The organism is Rhodoplanes elegans, assembly GCF_016653355.1.
GTDB lineage: Bacteria > Pseudomonadota > Alphaproteobacteria > Rhizobiales > Xanthobacteraceae > Rhodoplanes > Rhodoplanes elegans.
The window spans coordinates 90,354-105,337 of sequence record NZ_NHSK01000074.1; the positions used below are offsets into that span (position 1 = coordinate 90,354).

Here is a 14,984-nt window from a genome sequence, read left to right on the forward strand (position 1 = left end):
GCCGATCGATGCGGTGGCGTTTGCGATCCCGCTGGCAGACCGGGTGGGGCACGTCTGCATGGTGGGGAGCCGGGCCGCGGACGCCTCGCGGCCCGGCTCCTTACGCCCTGCGACCCGGTACGCGAGACCGGTCCGGACCGCGGCGGCGAACGTGATTTGCTCATTGGTTTGAACGGTGATCGTCATGACCACATCGTCCTCTGCGACCGCGGTTAAGGCAAATGGGCGGGGGTACAGCTCGGCTGTCATTCGCAGCCAACCTGGCACCGCTCAGTCGATTTTGTCGAAGTTCTTCAACGAAAGGATTGGTCGGCAGCGGAAACCGTGGGCGCTGCTCTGCGTGTGGCTCGGGATCGACGAACACACCGCCAAACACAGGCTCGCCGAGCGCCGGGATTTTTCCCCAGATGACATCGTGACCGCGCTTCGCGGCGAACTCGGCGGCGACCTTCTAGCCGCGATCATGGGCGACTCCAAGGCGGCTTGGTACGCCAAATACAAACGCACGCTCGACATTGCCAACCTCAGGAAGTTGCAAGCCGAGCACCAACGACTGCTCGAAAAGTTGGAACAGGACGCTGCCGAATGAACGGGTTTTTGTCTGATCTCTGCATTTGGCAGTCCACACGACTGCTGATCCGCTCGCGCCAATGGTCCGAGTGGGCGCGGATGCTCAATCACTCCGATCGGCTGACGGCCGTGCGGAGACTTTACGAGGCTCATTGGCGCGAACGCGCAGTTGCAGGGCTACAGCCGAGCCGTCGCGATTAGGCGCTGAGAACGCGCCGCAGGCTCCACCTCCGGCCTGCAGAGATCGCGTCACAGGAGGAAGAGAGGGTGGAAATGTTGGACCGTCTATTTGGAACTGCCGAGCCGATGGCGCCGCGTGCGCCGGTCAAGACAGGCATGGGTGACCCGGACGTGCTGTCGTCCATGAAGGACACTGGGGACGCCCGCAAGCGTCTGCGCTGGTGGTGCCAGGAGGCGAACAAGGAGCCACAGGCGCACTTCTTGACTATCGACCCCTCGATGGCGTGCGCCATGATGGAGCGGAACCAGGACGACGAATGGCGCAATCGCCCGTCGAGCGAGAAGGGCGTGCGCCGCTACGTCCGCGCCATGAAGACTGGGTGGAAGCTCACAGGCGAGACGATCGTGTTCGGCCGCAGCGGGCGTCTGCTCAACGGTCAGCACCGCCTCAAGGCGTGCATGGACTCCGGGGCGACGTTCCCGTGTCTCGTCGCGTTCGGGATCGACGACAACGCCTTCACGTTCATGGACAGTGGCATCAAGCGGACCGCCGGGCACATCTTCGCGATCGACGGGGTGCCGAACGCTGCCGGTGCCTCGGCTGCGGCTCGTCTTCTCTACGGCTACGACAAAGAACGGGATTGGGGCGGGAACGCGCCGGACGTCGACAGCGACCCGCTGCTTGCCTTTTACCACGAGAACGAAGGACTGGCCGAAAGCGTGAACGTCGGCCAGCGTCTGTATCACACCCGCCTGATGGTCATCAGTTGGGCGTCGTTCCTGCATTACGTGATGACGCGCAAGAGCCGGTCCGAGGCCAACGACTTCTTCGAGAAGCTGATCACCGGCATTGGGCTCACCAGTAAGAACGACCCGGTGTGGAAACTTCGGAACAAGCTCGAAACCAACGCGCGGTCCGACAGCGCCAGTCTCAGCCTACCGCACATCGGCGCGTTTACAGTCCAGGCGTGGAACGCCGTCCGGACGGGGTCATCTCGTGACCTGTTCCGTTGGCGCGGCGAGCAGGCCCCCAACCAGTCCTTCCCGCGAGTGGTGTGACGTCATGAAGCTGGACAACATCGAAGTCTCGGCGGTCATCGTGCCGCCGGGTCGGCGGGAGCCAAACATGGCACGGGTCCGCGAGATCGCGGAAAGCATCCGCCGTGTCGGGTTGCTCCAGCCGATCGTCGTGCGCGAGCAGGCGCACGGCTACAAGCTAATCGCCGGGCGCCATCGGCTCGCGGCGGTCACTCTCTTGGAAGAGCCGTTCATTGACGCCTTCTTGTTCAAAGGAGACGACATCGGCCAACGGCTAGCCGAGATCACGGAGAACCTGCACCGAGCGGACCTGACGGCGCTTGAACGCGACGAGCAACTAGCCGAGTGGATTAGGCTAACTGAGGCGCAGCAAGTTCAATCGTTCCAATCTGAAACGATTGAAAGCAAGCGAGTAGACGGCAAGGGGCATCGGCAAGAGGGCGGCGTTAATGCTGCCGCCCGCGACCTCGGCGTCAGCAAGGCAGACGCCCACCGCGCCATGAAGGTGTCGACCTTGTCAGAGTCGGCTAAGCAGGCCGCTCGCGACGTCGGACTCGACAACAACCGCACGGCGCTGCTGAAGGCGGCGGCGGTGCCGGTCGATCGTCAGGCCGAAGCGATCAGGCAAGAAGCCGAGGCGCGCAAGAAAGACAACAAGGCCCGCAACGAGATCATCCGCGACGACCACACGGAAGAATTCGCCGAATGGCTATATCAGCACGGCGGGCAGGAGCTCCCGTCGCTGATCTCGTGGCTTGAAGTCTGCAAGCCGAAAGAAGTGATCGAGGCATTGCGGCGCATTTCACGAGGGGCCGCCGCATGACCGGCACCTCGTCCTACGACACCCTGAGCCCCGGCTGGACCGACGAGCGCGTGGCAGAGCTGCGCCAGCTGTGGGCTGACGGACTATCGGCCTCTCAGATCGCGGTCGAGCTTGGCGGCGCGACGCGGAACGCCATTCTAGGCAAGGTCAACCGGATGAAGCTTGAAGCGCGAGGCCGCGGCCACATCGTCAAGCCGCGCGGCGAGCCTCGCCCCAAGCCCGACAAGCGCAGCCACGCCCGGAAGCCCGACACGGATAAGCGCGCCCCGGTCCGCCGTCCGCCCGTGATCGAGCCCGACGACACCCCACTGAGAGCCGCGCCGATCGAGTGCGTGGTCCCGCTGCTCGACCTGACCGAAGGCATGTGCCGCTACCCGTCCGGCGACGGTGCCGACATCCGGTTCTGCGGCGCCCCGAAGGCGCGCGGCTCGTGGTGCGCGACGCATGCCGCGCTCGTGTACGTGCCGCTGCACCGCCGGCCGGAGGGCGTCGACTACCGGGTGAAGCGGGGCGACGCGATGAATGCGATCCGCTGGCGGCAAGGTCGCGGCACGACGCAATACGCGGCTGAGTGATCACGACAACCGAAAGGCACCAGCATGGACAAGGAAATGCACGCTTTGGCCGAGCGGTGGGCCAACCTGGAAGACCAGCGGAAGCAGATCGCCGACGACATCAAGGATCTGCGCGCCGAAGCCGAGGGCCGAGGCTACGACCCGAAGCTGCTCGCCAAGACCGTGCGCATCATGCGCATGGAGGCCGACAAGCGCGCCAAGGAACTGGACCAGCACCAGTTATTCGATGTGTACCTCGCCGGCTGCGGCCTGATCGCGAGCGCTCCGGTCGGCCGAGCCGTGGAGCGCGCGGCGAAGAGCACCAAGCCGCGCCGCGCCACCCCAGACCACGACTCCGACGGAGTCATCCACGAGCCGGCGAGCCACGACGAGGCGGCCTGCACGCTCGACACGGAGGAGGGCGACAAGGCCGACGACTTGGACCCGGCTGGCCGCGATTGGGAGCCGCCGCCGGCCGATAACGAGGTCAGGGAGGCGACTGCCGCCGCGAACGAACTCGCTCGCCTGCTACGTGAAGACGGCGCGACTGGTTCGCTGAGCTTCCGCGACGAAGACGGGACCGAGCGCGACATCACGCCAGCCGTGATCGCTGCGGTCGGCCGGTCCGCGATCGACGACGGCCTCGACATCCCGGCCAACCTGCGGCGGTTCTGATGACCGCGATCGTCCTCGACCTTCCGATTCCGCCCCTCGTGAACCGCACCCGTCGCATCGACTGGTCGGCGCACCGTTTGGTCAAGGCGTGGCGCCGCACCGCCGACGGCCTGATGCTCGTCGCACGCTGTCGCAAGGTCGATCCGATCAGGCTCGCCGCGCCGCTCGACAGGTTCGAAGTCGAGATCATGCTCTCGTCCGAGCACACCAAGGGCGACCTCGACTCGGTGATCAAGACGACCATCGACTACCTCAAGCACGCCGGCCTGATCGTCGACGACGCGCAGAAGCATCTCCGCCGGCTGACCGTGGGTTGGACATGCTCCGAATACGCGAGCGAGGGCATGCGCGTCACAGTGCGGGAGGTGATTTCCTGATGCTCGACCACAGTTGTCAGGTTCAGAGAGCCCCGCTATCCGAGCGCGGAGACGACTTCTATGCCACCCCGCCGGTCGCGGTCGAGGCGCTGTTGCAGGTCGAGCGGTTGCCGCGCCTGATCTGGGAACCAGCATGCGGCGACGGCGCGATTGTCAACGTGCTCCGCGCGGCCGGATATGACGTGGCCGCCACGGACTTGGTCGACCGCGGTTGTCCGGACAGCGCGGCCGGCATCGACTTTCTGATGGAACACCGCGCGCCCGCGGGCGTCCAATGCATCGTGACCAATCCGCCGTTCAAGCTGGCGGAAGAGTTCGTCGTCAAGGCGCTCGATCTCTGCCCGCGCGTCATCATGCTTCTGCGCCTCGCCTTCCTGGAGTCAGAGCGGCGGTCGTCAATTCTGGACTGTGGCCGGCTGGCGCGCGTGCATTGTTTCTCGCGCCGCATCCCGATGATGCACCGCGGCGGGTACGAGGGAAAAAAGATTGGCAACAGCGGCATGGCGTTCGCGTGGTTTGTCTGGAATCGCGACCATCGCGGGCCGACCGAAGCCATGAGCCGGATGAACATTGAGCAGCGCGATTTGATTATCGCTCTGGCGAAGGCCGGCACGCCACCAATCGAGATCGTGCGCAAGCTGGCCGACTGCTACCAGCGCGTCGGGCTGGAGACGGTCAGAAACGTCATTACCTATGAGCGAAGCAGGGGGCGGCTGATTCCCCGCTGCACCCGCCGCGGCGCTCCGATTGTCATGCCAGACGTCAAGGCCAGCCTGAGAGAGCACGCTACTCGACGCCGGATGACGGTCCGGGCGCTCGCGCGGGAGATCATCACGACTGTGGTTGCGTCCGGGATGGTTGATGCCGTGCTCGACGACGGGGTGCAGCCATGACGCCTCAATCCCGCGACCCGCTGCACCGGGAGATCGCCGCGCTTCGTGAGCAGGTCGAGGGGCTGCAAGCGGGGATCGATCGGCTTCGGCAGATCAATGCAGTCGACCCGTTCGAGCCGCCGATCCCATGGGCGCAGACGCAGGCTGCGATTGATCGCCGATACATGCGGCTTTTGATCAAACGCGCCAAACTCAGCCGCGCCTACCGGGACGTCCTACAGACAATCGTGAACCTCTGGTTCCGCAACCGGAGCAACGGCGGGGTCATCCATCCCGGCAGGTCCAAGATCGCAAAGATGGCCCGGGTCTCGGTTCCGACCGTCACCCGAGCACTGTCGGAATTCCGCGAAAGGTCGTTCATCAAGGCGACGGCGTACCAAGATGGGGGAGCAAGGGTGACCCGTTATCTGGTCGACCTGAACGCCATCCGAGACGCGCTTACGCCGCCCCATCTCATCCCCGTGACGGTTCCGGGCACGCTCGGCAAGATCGTTGATCTGAGAGAGCGCGATCTGCCGAAAGAATACGACGAACCAATCGGTTACGATGCATGGCTAGCCGATACCGACTATCACTGTAACCCGGATCAAAATGATCCACGGATAATAGACTCTCCTAGAGATGAATTCGACCAGCGCTCTCCCGAGCCGATAGGCACGGAAGGCCCCGGCCAAGAAGAGACCGGGCAGGATGTCCGGCTCCCTGGTTCCAATGTCATCCCGTTTCGCCCGTGGTCGTCCATCTTTTGGCTAGGGTCATCTTCGATGCTCACGGCTTCGTCGCCACGTCAGCTCCGCCCGCATCAGCAGTCCGCAATCGACATGCTTCGGGACTCGCTTCGCGCCGGGAACAAGCGAGTGATCCTTCAAGCGCCCACAGGATTCGGCAAGACGATCACGGCCGTAAAGATCATCGGCGCTTCTCTGGCTAAGGGGCACAGGGTGCTGTTCACGGTGCCGAGGCTGTCTCTGGTCAATCAGGCGATTGCCGATTTCGAGCGGGACGGTCTGTCTCATGTCGGCGCGATGCAGTCCGACCACCCGCGAACCGACGACAGTGCTCCGGTTCAGGTCGCCACGGTCCAGACGCTCAAGCGTCGGCTGCGCAATGGCAACATGGACGAGAATTTCGGGTTGGTGATCGTCGACGAATGCCACGAGGATTTCACGGTCATTCGCGAAATGATGGCCCGCTGGCCGACGCGAGTGTTCGTCGGTCTCTCTGCGACGCCATGGACGATCGGGCTCGGCAGGCACTGGCAAGACCTGCGTATTGCCGCGACGATCGGATCGCTGATCGAGGCGGGCTACCTGTCGAAGTTCGTAGCGTTCGCCCCGGACAAGCCGGACTTGAGCAAGGTCCGAACGGTTGCTGGGGACTATGCCGAAAACGACCTTGAGCAGGTGATGAGCGAAAACAAGCTCGTCGGCCACGTCGTGCAGACGTGGCTTGAGAAGGGGGGAAACCGGCCGACGCTGGTGTTCGGCGTGAATTGTAGTCACGCCAAGGTTTTGCAGGAACAGTTTCTGAGAGCCGGGGTGTCGGCGGGATACTGTGACGCACACACCGACATCGTGGCGCGCGAGCATTTGAAGCGCCAATTCATCAGCGGCGAGATCAAGGTTGTCTGCTCAGTCCGGACGCTCACCACAGGCGTCGACTGGCCGGTGTCGTGCATCGTGGACGCCGCCCCGACCAAATCCGAAATGCTCCATGTGCAGCGCATCGGCCGTGGGCTCAGGATCAACCCAGGCACCGAAGACCTCGTGATCTTGGACCACGCCGGGAATTCGCTCCGGCTCGGGCTCGTGACCGATATCCACCACGCGGTGCTCGACAAGGGTGAGGGCGGGAAGGCGAAGGCGCGGCGGAAAGCGGAAAAGCTCCCGAGGGAATGCAGCGCGTGCGGCGCGCTCCACACTGGCCGGGTCTGCCCTGAGTGTGGACACGAGAGCCGGCGCCCGTGTGAGGTCGAGACGGTTGACGGCCGCTTGGTCGAGATCACCGGTCGGGCGAAGGCGCCAACCCAAGCCGAGAAACAACGGTTCTGGAGCATGGCGCTCGACATGGACGACCATCGGAAGCGTGGCGGAAAGCTGGCTCTCGGGCTCTACAAGTCGAAATTCGGTGTGTGGCCCCGCGGCTTGCTCGACGTGCGGATCCCGTTCGACGGCGCGTTCCAGCGCTACGAGCAGAGCCGGAGAATTAGGTGGGCAAAGAAGATGGAGTCTGAGCGTCGTGCTGTTGGGGGCGTTCGATGAAGGACCAGACGAAACTCGAAACGCGCCTCGGGCATGGCGTTTGTGGGGTTTATTCGATCGCAACGCCAACGGGAAAAGAGTACATCGGCTCAAGTGTTGACGTTCGCCGGCGGTGGTATGAACATCATTGGCGAATGAAGAACGGGAGGTCGAGCAGCCCTCAGTTGAGCAGGGCGTATGGGAAATATGGCTTGTTGTTGAAATTCTCCGTTCTGGAGGAATGCGACCCAGGCGAACTGAGGCGTCGTGAACAGTGGCATATAGACACACGAAAGCCTGCTCTGAATGCGTCTGATAATGCTTATTGTGCCGCGTTGTGGGCGGCCAAGAAGGGGGCGCAATTATCAGCGGGTGCTCAAGCGCGCCGCTGCGCCGTTGAAGATAGCATGGGCCGCCTGTACGAAAGTATTACATTTGCGGCAAAGACTATGGGTTGCTCGCAAGCGATGATGGCTCGGCGGATAGCCCACCATGATCCGTTTCCATGTGGGCTCCGATTTAGACGAATCGGTGAGATTTGGAAGCCGCTTCGCCCATCTCCTGAGGTGCGGAAGCGTGATGCCATAATCAAATCTCAGATTGAGCGACGCGCGGCTGGTAAGCTGGTCCACAGTGAGAAGGCGAAACTTGAGAAGAGCCTACGGACTAAGGGGGTTCCGTGGAGTCAGGAGCGACGGGCTAAGTTCTACGCCAAGAGCATGCTGAAGCAGCGTGGTGCCGCCTGATGGCGTTTCACGAGAAGACAGCCCTGGCGGCGACCGGGAAGTGGCGCGGCATCCTGCTCAGCTTCGGCGTTCCGGAGCGCGCCCTGTCAGGCAAACACGGCCCGTGCCCGATCTGCGGCGGGACTGACCGGTTCCGGTACGACGACAAGGACCGTCGGGGCACCTGGATATGCGGCCAGTGCGGGGCAGGCGATGGGATGAAGTTGGCGATCGAGTTTACCGGCAAGCCATTTTCCGAGGTCGCGGCCCGCATCGACGAGATGCTCGGCAACCTAAAGCCGGATTCGACGCTGCCGAAGGTCGACTTGACGGACGAGCAGCGCATCAAGGCTCTGAGGGCCATTTGGGTTGAGACCCGTCCTGTGACCCCGGGCGATCTGGTGCATCGCTATTTCGATGCGCGCGGGATTGAGGAGCGGGTCGTCTATCCGAGGGCTCTTCGGTTCGGCGAGCGCCTCAGGGACGGGGATGGTGGTGTCCGACCAGCTTTGGTCGCCATGGTCGGGTTGTTCGGAGTGCCGAAGTTTGTGTCGATGCATCGGACGTTTTTGCGGCCGGACGGACTCGCTAAGGCCGAAATGCCATCGCCTCGCAAGCTGATGCCCGGGAGCCTCCCGGATGGTGCCTGCGTCATGCTGAGCGACTACACCCACGGCCCCCTTGGGATCGCCGAGGGGATCGAGACTGCACTGAGCGCCAGCATCCTGTACGAAATGCCGGTGTGGGCTGCGATCAATTCGGCTCTCATGGCGAAATGGCACCCGCCACCAGCGTGCGATGAGGTCGCCATTTTCGGGGACAACGACCCGAAATACGGCGGTCAGTATGCGGCCTATTCGCTCGCCCACCGTCTCGCCGTCAAGAATATCGAGGTGTCAGTGCATATCCCCCCGATCGTCGGGCAGGACTGGAATGACGTCCTTATGGCGTCCCGGGGCCTGTCAGGCGGTGCCTAGCAGAAAGGGCAAGCGGCATGACCCTCACCGTCCACAACGCACCAGAGCGGCCGTCTCAGCCCGCTGTCGCGGCCGGGGCTTACCCGTACTGGCTCATCGCCCTGATCGAGCCGCAGCACGAAAAGCGGGCGCGTGACTGGCTATGGGAGTCCGCCGAGATCCCGAGCTATCTGCCGGTCGAGCGGGTGACGCAGGTGCGGCGAGGCCGAAAGGTCGATGTCGAAAACCTGATGATCCGGGGCTACCTGTTCGTGCCGGCGCTGTACGCCAACCATGCCCAGATCCAGCGTGACGAGGTCCGCGGCATCCGAGGTCAATGGCGTTACGCCAGCGGCGCGCTGAAGCTGGTGCCTGACGCCGCGCTCAACCCGATTCGGACGATCGAGGCCAACCTCAACGACCCGGCGTGGCTCGCCGGCAAACCGCGCAAGTATCGAGCGGGGCAGGCCGTTCGGCTGATCGATGGCGCGTGGCGCGGGCTGATTGCCACGGTCGACTCGCTTCGGGATGGGCAGAGGATCGTGGTGGACATCGGCGGGGTGCTCGGGCACGTCGAGCTTGGGGAGGAGCACGTAACCCCGGCCTGATCCGCTTGACAAATCAACATGAGTCTGCATTACCTGCATGCAGCGTAGCGTGACCGCCCCGGCAATGCCCTGAGAGATGGGCGAGGACCGCGCACTTGGGCAACGGTCCAGGCTCAGGACACCGTTCTGAGTCGGCGTGCTGCTGCATCCACCGAAATCGCGAGACGAGATGCCCAGGCCACCGGCCATGCCGGATGAGGCACGGGCATCCGGTCCCATAGGACCCGACATGACCGTCACCCTCGTGCTGTGGCTGATCGTCGGTGGTGTCGACATCGCCGGACCGGGCATCCGCATGCCGGACCTCGCTACATGCCAGGCGCAGGCCGAGAAGTTCATGGCGATTGCGCCCCCCGATGAGGCGCAAGCCTACGGTGCGGCGTGTCTGATCACCCTTGGGAGCCGCAGCTAGGTGGCTCGCCTATCAGCCCGACAGCGTGGCTACTCGACCGCGTGGGACAAGGCCAGGGCTGGCTTCCTGCGCGATCATCCCTGGTGCGCGATATGCCTCAAAGCAGGCCGCTACACCCAGGCAACAGTGGTTGACCACATCAAGCCGCATCGCGGAGATCAATCTCTGTTTTGGGATAGGTCGAACTGGCAAGCCTTGGACGCGACATGCCATTCGAGTGCGAAGCAGAAGGCGGAGAAAAGCGGCAAGCCTGTGAGGGTGACCGGGGTAGACGGGTGGCCGATCGATTGACCCCTACCCGGGTCTGGATCTTGGGGGAAATAGGGGCAGGACCGCGCCGGTAGTTGACTTTTCATAACCGGCCCCAAAAAAGGTTCCATAACACATGACGCCTCGCGGACGGAAATCTGCCGCCTCGCTTGAGGTTCTTCCGGCGAAAATTGAGGCTGTTCAACGACCTGACGCGCCATACGACCTGACGGACGAGCAGGCGGCGGAGTGGTGGGCGGTCGTCAATCGGATGCCGGCGGACTGGTTTCCGCGCGAGACGCACGGGATGCTGACCGCGTATTGCCGGCACGTTGTGGCGGCGCGCCGGGTGGCGCAACTGATCGAGCAGGCCGAAAAAGCCGACCCGTTCGACGTCGCGAACTACAACACGCTGTTGATCATGCAGGAGCGCGAGGGCCGGGCGCTGTCGTCGCTCGCCACCCGGATGCGTCTTTCTCAGCAGGCCACGTTTGACAAGAAAAAGTCCAAACCGATCCAAGGCAAGAAGCCTTGGGAGGCCTGAGACCCGCGCTGAGCGGAACATCCGGTGGATCGAGGAATTTTGCCGAATTCCAGAAGGGCGCGACGTCGGCAAGCCGGTTCGGCTCAGGCCATGGCAGCGCGACGAGATTCGTAAGATCTACGACAACCCGGCCGGCACGCGCCGGGCGATCCTGAGCTTCGGGCGGAAGAACGCCAAGACGACGCTGTCGGCGTTCCTCTTGCTTCTCCACCTGTGCGGCCCGGAGGCGCGGCCGAACTCGCAACTGTTCTCGGCGGCGCAATCCAGGGATCAGGCCGCGCTGCTGTTCGCGCTGGCTGCGAAGATTGTCCGCATGTCGCCGGACCTCTTGGGCGTGGTAACGCCACGCGACACGGCAAAGCAATTGTACTGTTCCGATCTCGGGACGCTATACCGAGCGCTGTCGGCAGAGGCCAGCACGGCATACGGGCTCAGCCCGGTGTTCATCGTCCACGACGAGCTTGGCCAGGTGAAGGGGCCGCGTTCCGAACTCTACGAGGCGCTGGAGACAGCAACCGGGGCGCAGGACAGTCCGCTATCGATCATCATCTCGACACAAGCGCCGACTGATTCAGACCTGTTGTCGCTTCTGATTGATGATGCGATGGCTGGGCACGACCCGCGGGTCACGGTCTCACTCTATACGGCGCCGCAAGAGGACGACCCGTTCGTCGAGGCGACCATCCGAAAGGCCAACCCGGCGTTCGGAGACTTCCTGAACGCCACCGAAGTCCTGGCGATGGCGGCTGACGCCAAGCGGATGCCGAGCCGCGAGTCGGAGTACCGCAACCTCGTCCTCAACCAGCGCGTCGAAGCGGCGTCACCGTTCGTTTCTCGTGCCCTGTGGCAGTCCTGTGGCGCCGACCCGTTGTCGATCGAAGACGTTGAGGTGTACGGCGGACTGGACCTCTCAGCGGTCAACGATCTGACAGCGCTGGTCCTGATTGGAAAGGTCTCCGGGGTTTGGCAAGTCCACCCCACGTTCTGGCTCCCCCGTGACGGGCTGGCAGACAAATCAAGGACTGATCGCGTCCCCTATGATCTGTGGGAGCGGCAGGGTCAGCTTTGCACCGCGCCTGGGCGATCGATCGACTATGAGTTTGTGGCGAGCATTTTGCGCGAACAATGCCGAGCGCTCGACATTCGCAAGATCGCGTTCGACCGTTGGAACTTCAAGCACCTCAAACCGTGGCTGCTTCAAGCCGGGTTCACAGAGGACGAGATCGCGGAACGGTTCGTCGAGTTCGGGCAGGGCTTCCAGTCGATGAGCCCGGCGCTGCGCGACCTCGAAAGTGAGATCTTGAACGGCCGGATCGCACACGGCAACCACCCGGTTCTTGCGATGTGTGCGGCGAACGCCGTGGTGCAGACAGACCCGAGCGGGAATCGCAAGTTGGCGAAGAACAAGAGCAGCGGGCGGATCGACGGCATGGTTGCTCTTACCATGGCAATGGGCGCGGCGCCGTCGGAAGACGAATCCGCCCCCCGCCCCTTCATCACCTTCCTCTGAGGCATCGGTCGTATGAGCTGGAGGAAGTGGCTGTTCTGGAAGACTCCGACCGAGGTCAAAGCGGTCGAGTTTTCGCCGGAACTGCTCTCCGCGATCCTGACCGGGTCGTGGGGCGGCCCGGCCAAGTCCGGCGCCTCGGTGTCGACCGGCTCGGCCCTGCAGGTGGCGGCGTGGTGGCGCGGCATCAACGTGATCGCCGACGGCATCCGCCAACTGCCGGTCGAGATCTACCGCGAGCTGCCGGACGGCCGCGGCTCGGAGCCGGCCAAGGACCACCCGCTCTACGACGTTCTGCGGCACAAGCCGAACCAGCACCAGAGCGCGGCCGACTTCTGGGGCACGGTGCTGCTGCACGCCGCCGGCGCCGGCCGGTCGGTGAGCTACAAGAACACGGTCGCCGGGCAGGTCCGTGAGCTCATCCCGGTCCGGCCGGACTGGGCGCATGTCGAGACGCTGGCCGACATGAGTCTGCGCTACCGCGTGACGTTCGAGAACTCGCGCAGCGCGACGCTCGAGCAGAACGAGGTGTTCCATCTCCGCGGCCCGAGCTGGGACGGCGTGGACGGGCTCAACCCGGTCGACCTCGGTCGCGAGGCGCTCGGCCTCGCCATGGCGACCGAAGAAAGCCATGCGAGGTTCCACGCCAACGGCGCGCGGCCCAGCGGCGCGCTGGTCGCGGACAAGGCGGCGAAGGCACTTGACCCTGCGGAGATCGACCGGCTCCGCGCGATGTTCGAGGAGAAGTACGTCGGCACGGCCAATGCCGGGAAGCCGATGATCCTGCAGGGCGGGCTCGACTGGAAGCAGATGCAGATGACGGGCGTCGACGCCCAGCATCTCGAAACCCGCAAGCACCAGGTCGCCGAGATCGCCCGCGTGCTCCGGCTGTGGCCGATCATGCTCGGGCTCGGCGGCGACGAGAGCCCGACGTTCGCGAGCGCCCTGGAGTTCATGCGGGCGCACGTCCGGTTCAGCCTGCAGCCGTGGCTCACGTCTATCAAGGGGGCGATCGAGTGCCAGCTTCTGACGCCTGAGGAGAGGCGCGAAGGCTACCACGTCAAGATCGACACGGCCGAACTGCTCCGCGGGTCACCGCAAGAGCGCGCCGAGGCCTACAAGGCCGCGCTCGGGACGAACTCGTCGCCGGGTTGGGTGTCGATCAACGAGGTCCGCGAGGACGACGGGTGGAATCCGCTTGAGGGTGACCAGTTTTCGCGCCCGTGGACGCCGAAAGACTACGGCATGGACGGCGGAACCGCTGACGATCAGGGCGCGCTAGCTGATGGCGAGTTCTACGACGAGAACGGCGACCCGGTCGAGCCCGATCAGATCGTGAAGGTCGACGGCGAATGGTACGAGATCAAGCGGAAGGTTAGCAAGAAACCGGCCGGTGGCGCGCGACCGGACTTTCGCGAGGAGCTGCACCGCCGGGACCGCGGCGGACGGTTCGCGCCGAAGCCCGATGCCAACCGCGGCGCCGCGCCGTCTCGTGATTATTCCAGCTATACCATGGACGACGGCGCGCTCCGGGCCGGGCGCGACGCTGGGATCTGGACCGACGAGGCCGACGCGAAGCGGCTGGTCGACAAGATGATGTCCGGGGTGCCGGTGGGTGAGCGGCTGCAGGTGACCGTGACGCGCATGCCGTCCGGCGACATCTTCGTCCGCGGGCAATCGGCCGGCGCGCGCGTCGAGCGCAGCTTTACGCGCGACGTCGAGTACGAGGCCGAGACGGGCCGCGTCGGTTACAAGGCCCGACACGAGCTGTTCTCGCTCGCGCCGAGCTATCAAGGCGGCGGGCACGCCAAGAAGATGCTCCGCGACGCGATCGACGAGTATCGGGCTCGCGGAATCACGGCGATCGAAGCGCAAGCGAACATCGACAAGGGCGGGTACGTGTGGGCGCGCCTCGGTTTCCGGCCACAGGCGCGAGCGACGAGGTTGATCAGGTCGGACACGCTCGATCACGTCGCGAAGTCGACGAAGCTCTCCGCTGCGCACAAGAAAATCATCACGGACATCGTGAACAACAGCAGCGACGACGACCTGATGTTCAACCTCGCCGCAGCGCGCGGCCCGCGCGGCAAGAAGATCGGGTACAGCCTGCTCGCCGGCTCAAACTGGTTCGGACGGCTCGACCTCACAAACGCAAAGGCCTACCGACGCGCCGTAAGGGCTTTGGCGTCCTGATCAATCTGATCTGGCGTTGTCTTGGTCTGCACCATCAGCGTCAGCAGCATGGAGACGGGCTTCGGAACAGGGTACTCACCGGAAAGCCACCGCCTGACCTGCCGTCCGTTGCCGTGGCCTAGAAAGCGACCGGCGGACTCTTGGGAAAGCCTGAGTTTGTTGAGGGCGGCGCGTAGCTGAGACGGGGTCATGGTCAGCCCCGCATCTTCGCCTGCCGTTGGTTCGGGGTCAGCGCAAACCACCGGCGATTGATCTCGGCAGAAATCAGGTCGAGATTGCGCTGAGCCATGGCGCGGGTCTGGGGCCGGCTGGTGGTGTCGGCGACGTCCTGGAGCCGGAGCTGCTCGGCTCCGAGTTGTTCGGTGGCCCATGTCCGGTACTCGGCGCGGGCGGCGGCGGCGGTGTTGAGGTTGGTGGTCACTGGTTTCCCCTCCGTTTCA

General features: G+C 64.2%; 17 protein-coding genes. 16 read left to right on the forward strand and 1 reads right to left on the reverse strand.

What is annotated here, in order from left to right:
- The first annotated feature begins 184 nt into the window (after positions 1 to 184).
- From CCR97_RS08350 to CCR97_RS08425, 16 genes are all read left to right on the forward strand, one after another.
- Positions 185 to 589 carry a hypothetical protein gene (locus CCR97_RS08350; RefSeq protein WP_146618610.1) on the forward strand — a complete coding sequence of 135 codons (405 nt, stop codon included), beginning with the start codon at positions 185 to 187 and terminating at the stop codon, positions 587 to 589.
- Positions 590 to 837: 248 nt separating this feature from the next.
- Positions 838 to 1,809 carry a hypothetical protein gene (locus tag CCR97_RS08355; RefSeq protein WP_146618611.1) on the forward strand — a complete coding sequence of 324 codons (972 nt, stop codon included), beginning with the start codon at positions 838 to 840 and terminating at the stop codon, positions 1,807 to 1,809.
- Positions 1,810 to 1,813: 4 nt separating this feature from the next.
- Positions 1,814 to 2,611: a ParB/RepB/Spo0J family partition protein gene (locus CCR97_RS08360; RefSeq protein WP_111355229.1), complete on the forward strand. Its 798-nt coding sequence runs from the start codon at positions 1,814 to 1,816 to the stop codon at positions 2,609 to 2,611.
- The gene (locus CCR97_RS08365; protein WP_111355230.1) at positions 2,608 to 3,186 is read left to right on the forward strand and encodes a GcrA family cell cycle regulator; all 579 of its coding nucleotides are present in this window, start codon (positions 2,608 to 2,610) and stop codon (positions 3,184 to 3,186) included. The genes CCR97_RS08360 and CCR97_RS08365 overlap by 4 nt, the downstream gene beginning before the upstream one ends.
- Before the next feature lie 24 nt (positions 3,187 to 3,210).
- Complete coding sequence (locus CCR97_RS08370) at positions 3,211 to 3,840, forward strand: DUF2312 domain-containing protein (RefSeq protein WP_111355231.1); 630 nt, start codon at positions 3,211 to 3,213, stop codon at positions 3,838 to 3,840.
- Positions 3,840 to 4,217 (forward strand): RusA family crossover junction endodeoxyribonuclease, encoded by a 378-nt coding sequence (locus CCR97_RS08375; RefSeq protein WP_111355232.1) that lies wholly within the window; start codon positions 3,840 to 3,842, stop codon positions 4,215 to 4,217. The genes CCR97_RS08370 and CCR97_RS08375 overlap by 1 nt, the downstream gene beginning before the upstream one ends.
- Complete coding sequence (locus CCR97_RS08380) at positions 4,217 to 5,110, forward strand: hypothetical protein (RefSeq protein ID WP_201159425.1); 894 nt, start codon at positions 4,217 to 4,219, stop codon at positions 5,108 to 5,110. Before CCR97_RS08375 ends, CCR97_RS08380 begins: the two co-directional genes overlap by 1 nt.
- Positions 5,107 to 7,371 carry a DEAD/DEAH box helicase gene (locus tag CCR97_RS08385; RefSeq protein WP_111355233.1) on the forward strand — a complete coding sequence of 755 codons (2,265 nt, stop codon included), beginning with the start codon at positions 5,107 to 5,109 and terminating at the stop codon, positions 7,369 to 7,371. Before CCR97_RS08380 ends, CCR97_RS08385 begins: the two co-directional genes overlap by 4 nt.
- On the forward strand, positions 7,368 to 8,096 hold the full coding sequence (locus tag CCR97_RS08390; RefSeq protein ID WP_111355234.1) for a GIY-YIG nuclease family protein: 729 nt from the start codon (positions 7,368 to 7,370) through the stop codon (positions 8,094 to 8,096). The genes CCR97_RS08385 and CCR97_RS08390 overlap by 4 nt, the downstream gene beginning before the upstream one ends.
- Complete coding sequence (locus CCR97_RS08395) at positions 8,096 to 9,052, forward strand: toprim domain-containing protein (RefSeq protein WP_111355235.1); 957 nt, start codon at positions 8,096 to 8,098, stop codon at positions 9,050 to 9,052. The genes CCR97_RS08390 and CCR97_RS08395 overlap by 1 nt, the downstream gene beginning before the upstream one ends.
- 17 nt (positions 9,053 to 9,069) lie before the next feature.
- The gene (gene nusG, locus CCR97_RS08400) at positions 9,070 to 9,639 is read left to right on the forward strand and encodes a transcription termination/antitermination protein NusG (RefSeq protein ID WP_111355236.1); all 570 of its coding nucleotides are present in this window, start codon (positions 9,070 to 9,072) and stop codon (positions 9,637 to 9,639) included.
- Between the two features lie 229 nt (positions 9,640 to 9,868).
- Positions 9,869 to 10,051 (forward strand): hypothetical protein, encoded by a 183-nt coding sequence (locus tag CCR97_RS08405; protein ID WP_111355237.1) that lies wholly within the window; start codon positions 9,869 to 9,871, stop codon positions 10,049 to 10,051.
- The gene (locus CCR97_RS32510) at positions 10,052 to 10,342 is read left to right on the forward strand and encodes an HNH endonuclease (RefSeq protein ID WP_111355238.1); all 291 of its coding nucleotides are present in this window, start codon (positions 10,052 to 10,054) and stop codon (positions 10,340 to 10,342) included.
- Between the two features lie 94 nt (positions 10,343 to 10,436).
- The gene (locus CCR97_RS08415) at positions 10,437 to 10,844 is read left to right on the forward strand and encodes a hypothetical protein (protein WP_146618612.1); all 408 of its coding nucleotides are present in this window, start codon (positions 10,437 to 10,439) and stop codon (positions 10,842 to 10,844) included.
- Positions 10,792 to 12,354, forward strand: coding sequence for a terminase large subunit (locus CCR97_RS08420; RefSeq protein ID WP_111355240.1), 1,563 nt, complete (start codon positions 10,792 to 10,794; stop codon positions 12,352 to 12,354). Before CCR97_RS08415 ends, CCR97_RS08420 begins: the two co-directional genes overlap by 53 nt.
- A 12-nt stretch (positions 12,355 to 12,366) precedes the next feature.
- Positions 12,367 to 14,544: a phage portal protein gene (locus CCR97_RS08425; protein ID WP_111355241.1), complete on the forward strand. Its 2,178-nt coding sequence runs from the start codon at positions 12,367 to 12,369 to the stop codon at positions 14,542 to 14,544.
- A 193-nt stretch (positions 14,545 to 14,737) separates the two neighbouring features.
- On the opposite strand, the gene CCR97_RS08430 is transcribed toward CCR97_RS08425, so the two are convergent.
- Positions 14,738 to 14,965, reverse strand: a complete 228-nt coding sequence (locus tag CCR97_RS08430; protein WP_111355242.1) for a hypothetical protein — start codon at positions 14,963 to 14,965, stop codon at positions 14,738 to 14,740.
- Between the last annotated feature and the right edge of the window lie 19 nt (positions 14,966 to 14,984).

Excerpts from the sequence above, each read along its gene's own strand:
- CCR97_RS08350 (WP_146618610.1), top strand. The coding sequence starts at position 185 with ATGACCACATCGTCCTCTGCGACCGCGGTTAAGGCAAATGGGCGGGGG.
- CCR97_RS08360 (WP_111355229.1), top strand. The coding sequence starts at position 1,814 with ATGAAGCTGGACAACATCGAAGTCTCGGCGGTCATCGTGCCGCCGGGT.
- CCR97_RS08365 (WP_111355230.1), top strand. The coding sequence starts at position 2,608 with ATGACCGGCACCTCGTCCTACGACACCCTGAGCCCCGGCTGGACCGAC.
- CCR97_RS08370 (WP_111355231.1), top strand. The coding sequence starts at position 3,211 with ATGGACAAGGAAATGCACGCTTTGGCCGAGCGGTGGGCCAACCTGGAA.
- CCR97_RS08375 (WP_111355232.1), top strand. The coding sequence starts at position 3,840 with ATGACCGCGATCGTCCTCGACCTTCCGATTCCGCCCCTCGTGAACCGC.
- CCR97_RS08380 (WP_201159425.1), top strand. The coding sequence starts at position 4,217 with ATGCTCGACCACAGTTGTCAGGTTCAGAGAGCCCCGCTATCCGAGCGC.
- CCR97_RS08385 (WP_111355233.1), top strand. The coding sequence starts at position 5,107 with ATGACGCCTCAATCCCGCGACCCGCTGCACCGGGAGATCGCCGCGCTT.
- CCR97_RS08390 (WP_111355234.1), top strand. The coding sequence starts at position 7,368 with ATGAAGGACCAGACGAAACTCGAAACGCGCCTCGGGCATGGCGTTTGT.
- CCR97_RS08395 (WP_111355235.1), top strand. The coding sequence starts at position 8,096 with ATGGCGTTTCACGAGAAGACAGCCCTGGCGGCGACCGGGAAGTGGCGC.
- nusG (WP_111355236.1), top strand. The coding sequence starts at position 9,070 with ATGACCCTCACCGTCCACAACGCACCAGAGCGGCCGTCTCAGCCCGCT.
- CCR97_RS08405 (WP_111355237.1), top strand. The coding sequence starts at position 9,869 with ATGACCGTCACCCTCGTGCTGTGGCTGATCGTCGGTGGTGTCGACATC.
- CCR97_RS08415 (WP_146618612.1), top strand. The coding sequence starts at position 10,437 with ATGACGCCTCGCGGACGGAAATCTGCCGCCTCGCTTGAGGTTCTTCCG.
- CCR97_RS08425 (WP_111355241.1), top strand. The coding sequence starts at position 12,367 with ATGAGCTGGAGGAAGTGGCTGTTCTGGAAGACTCCGACCGAGGTCAAA.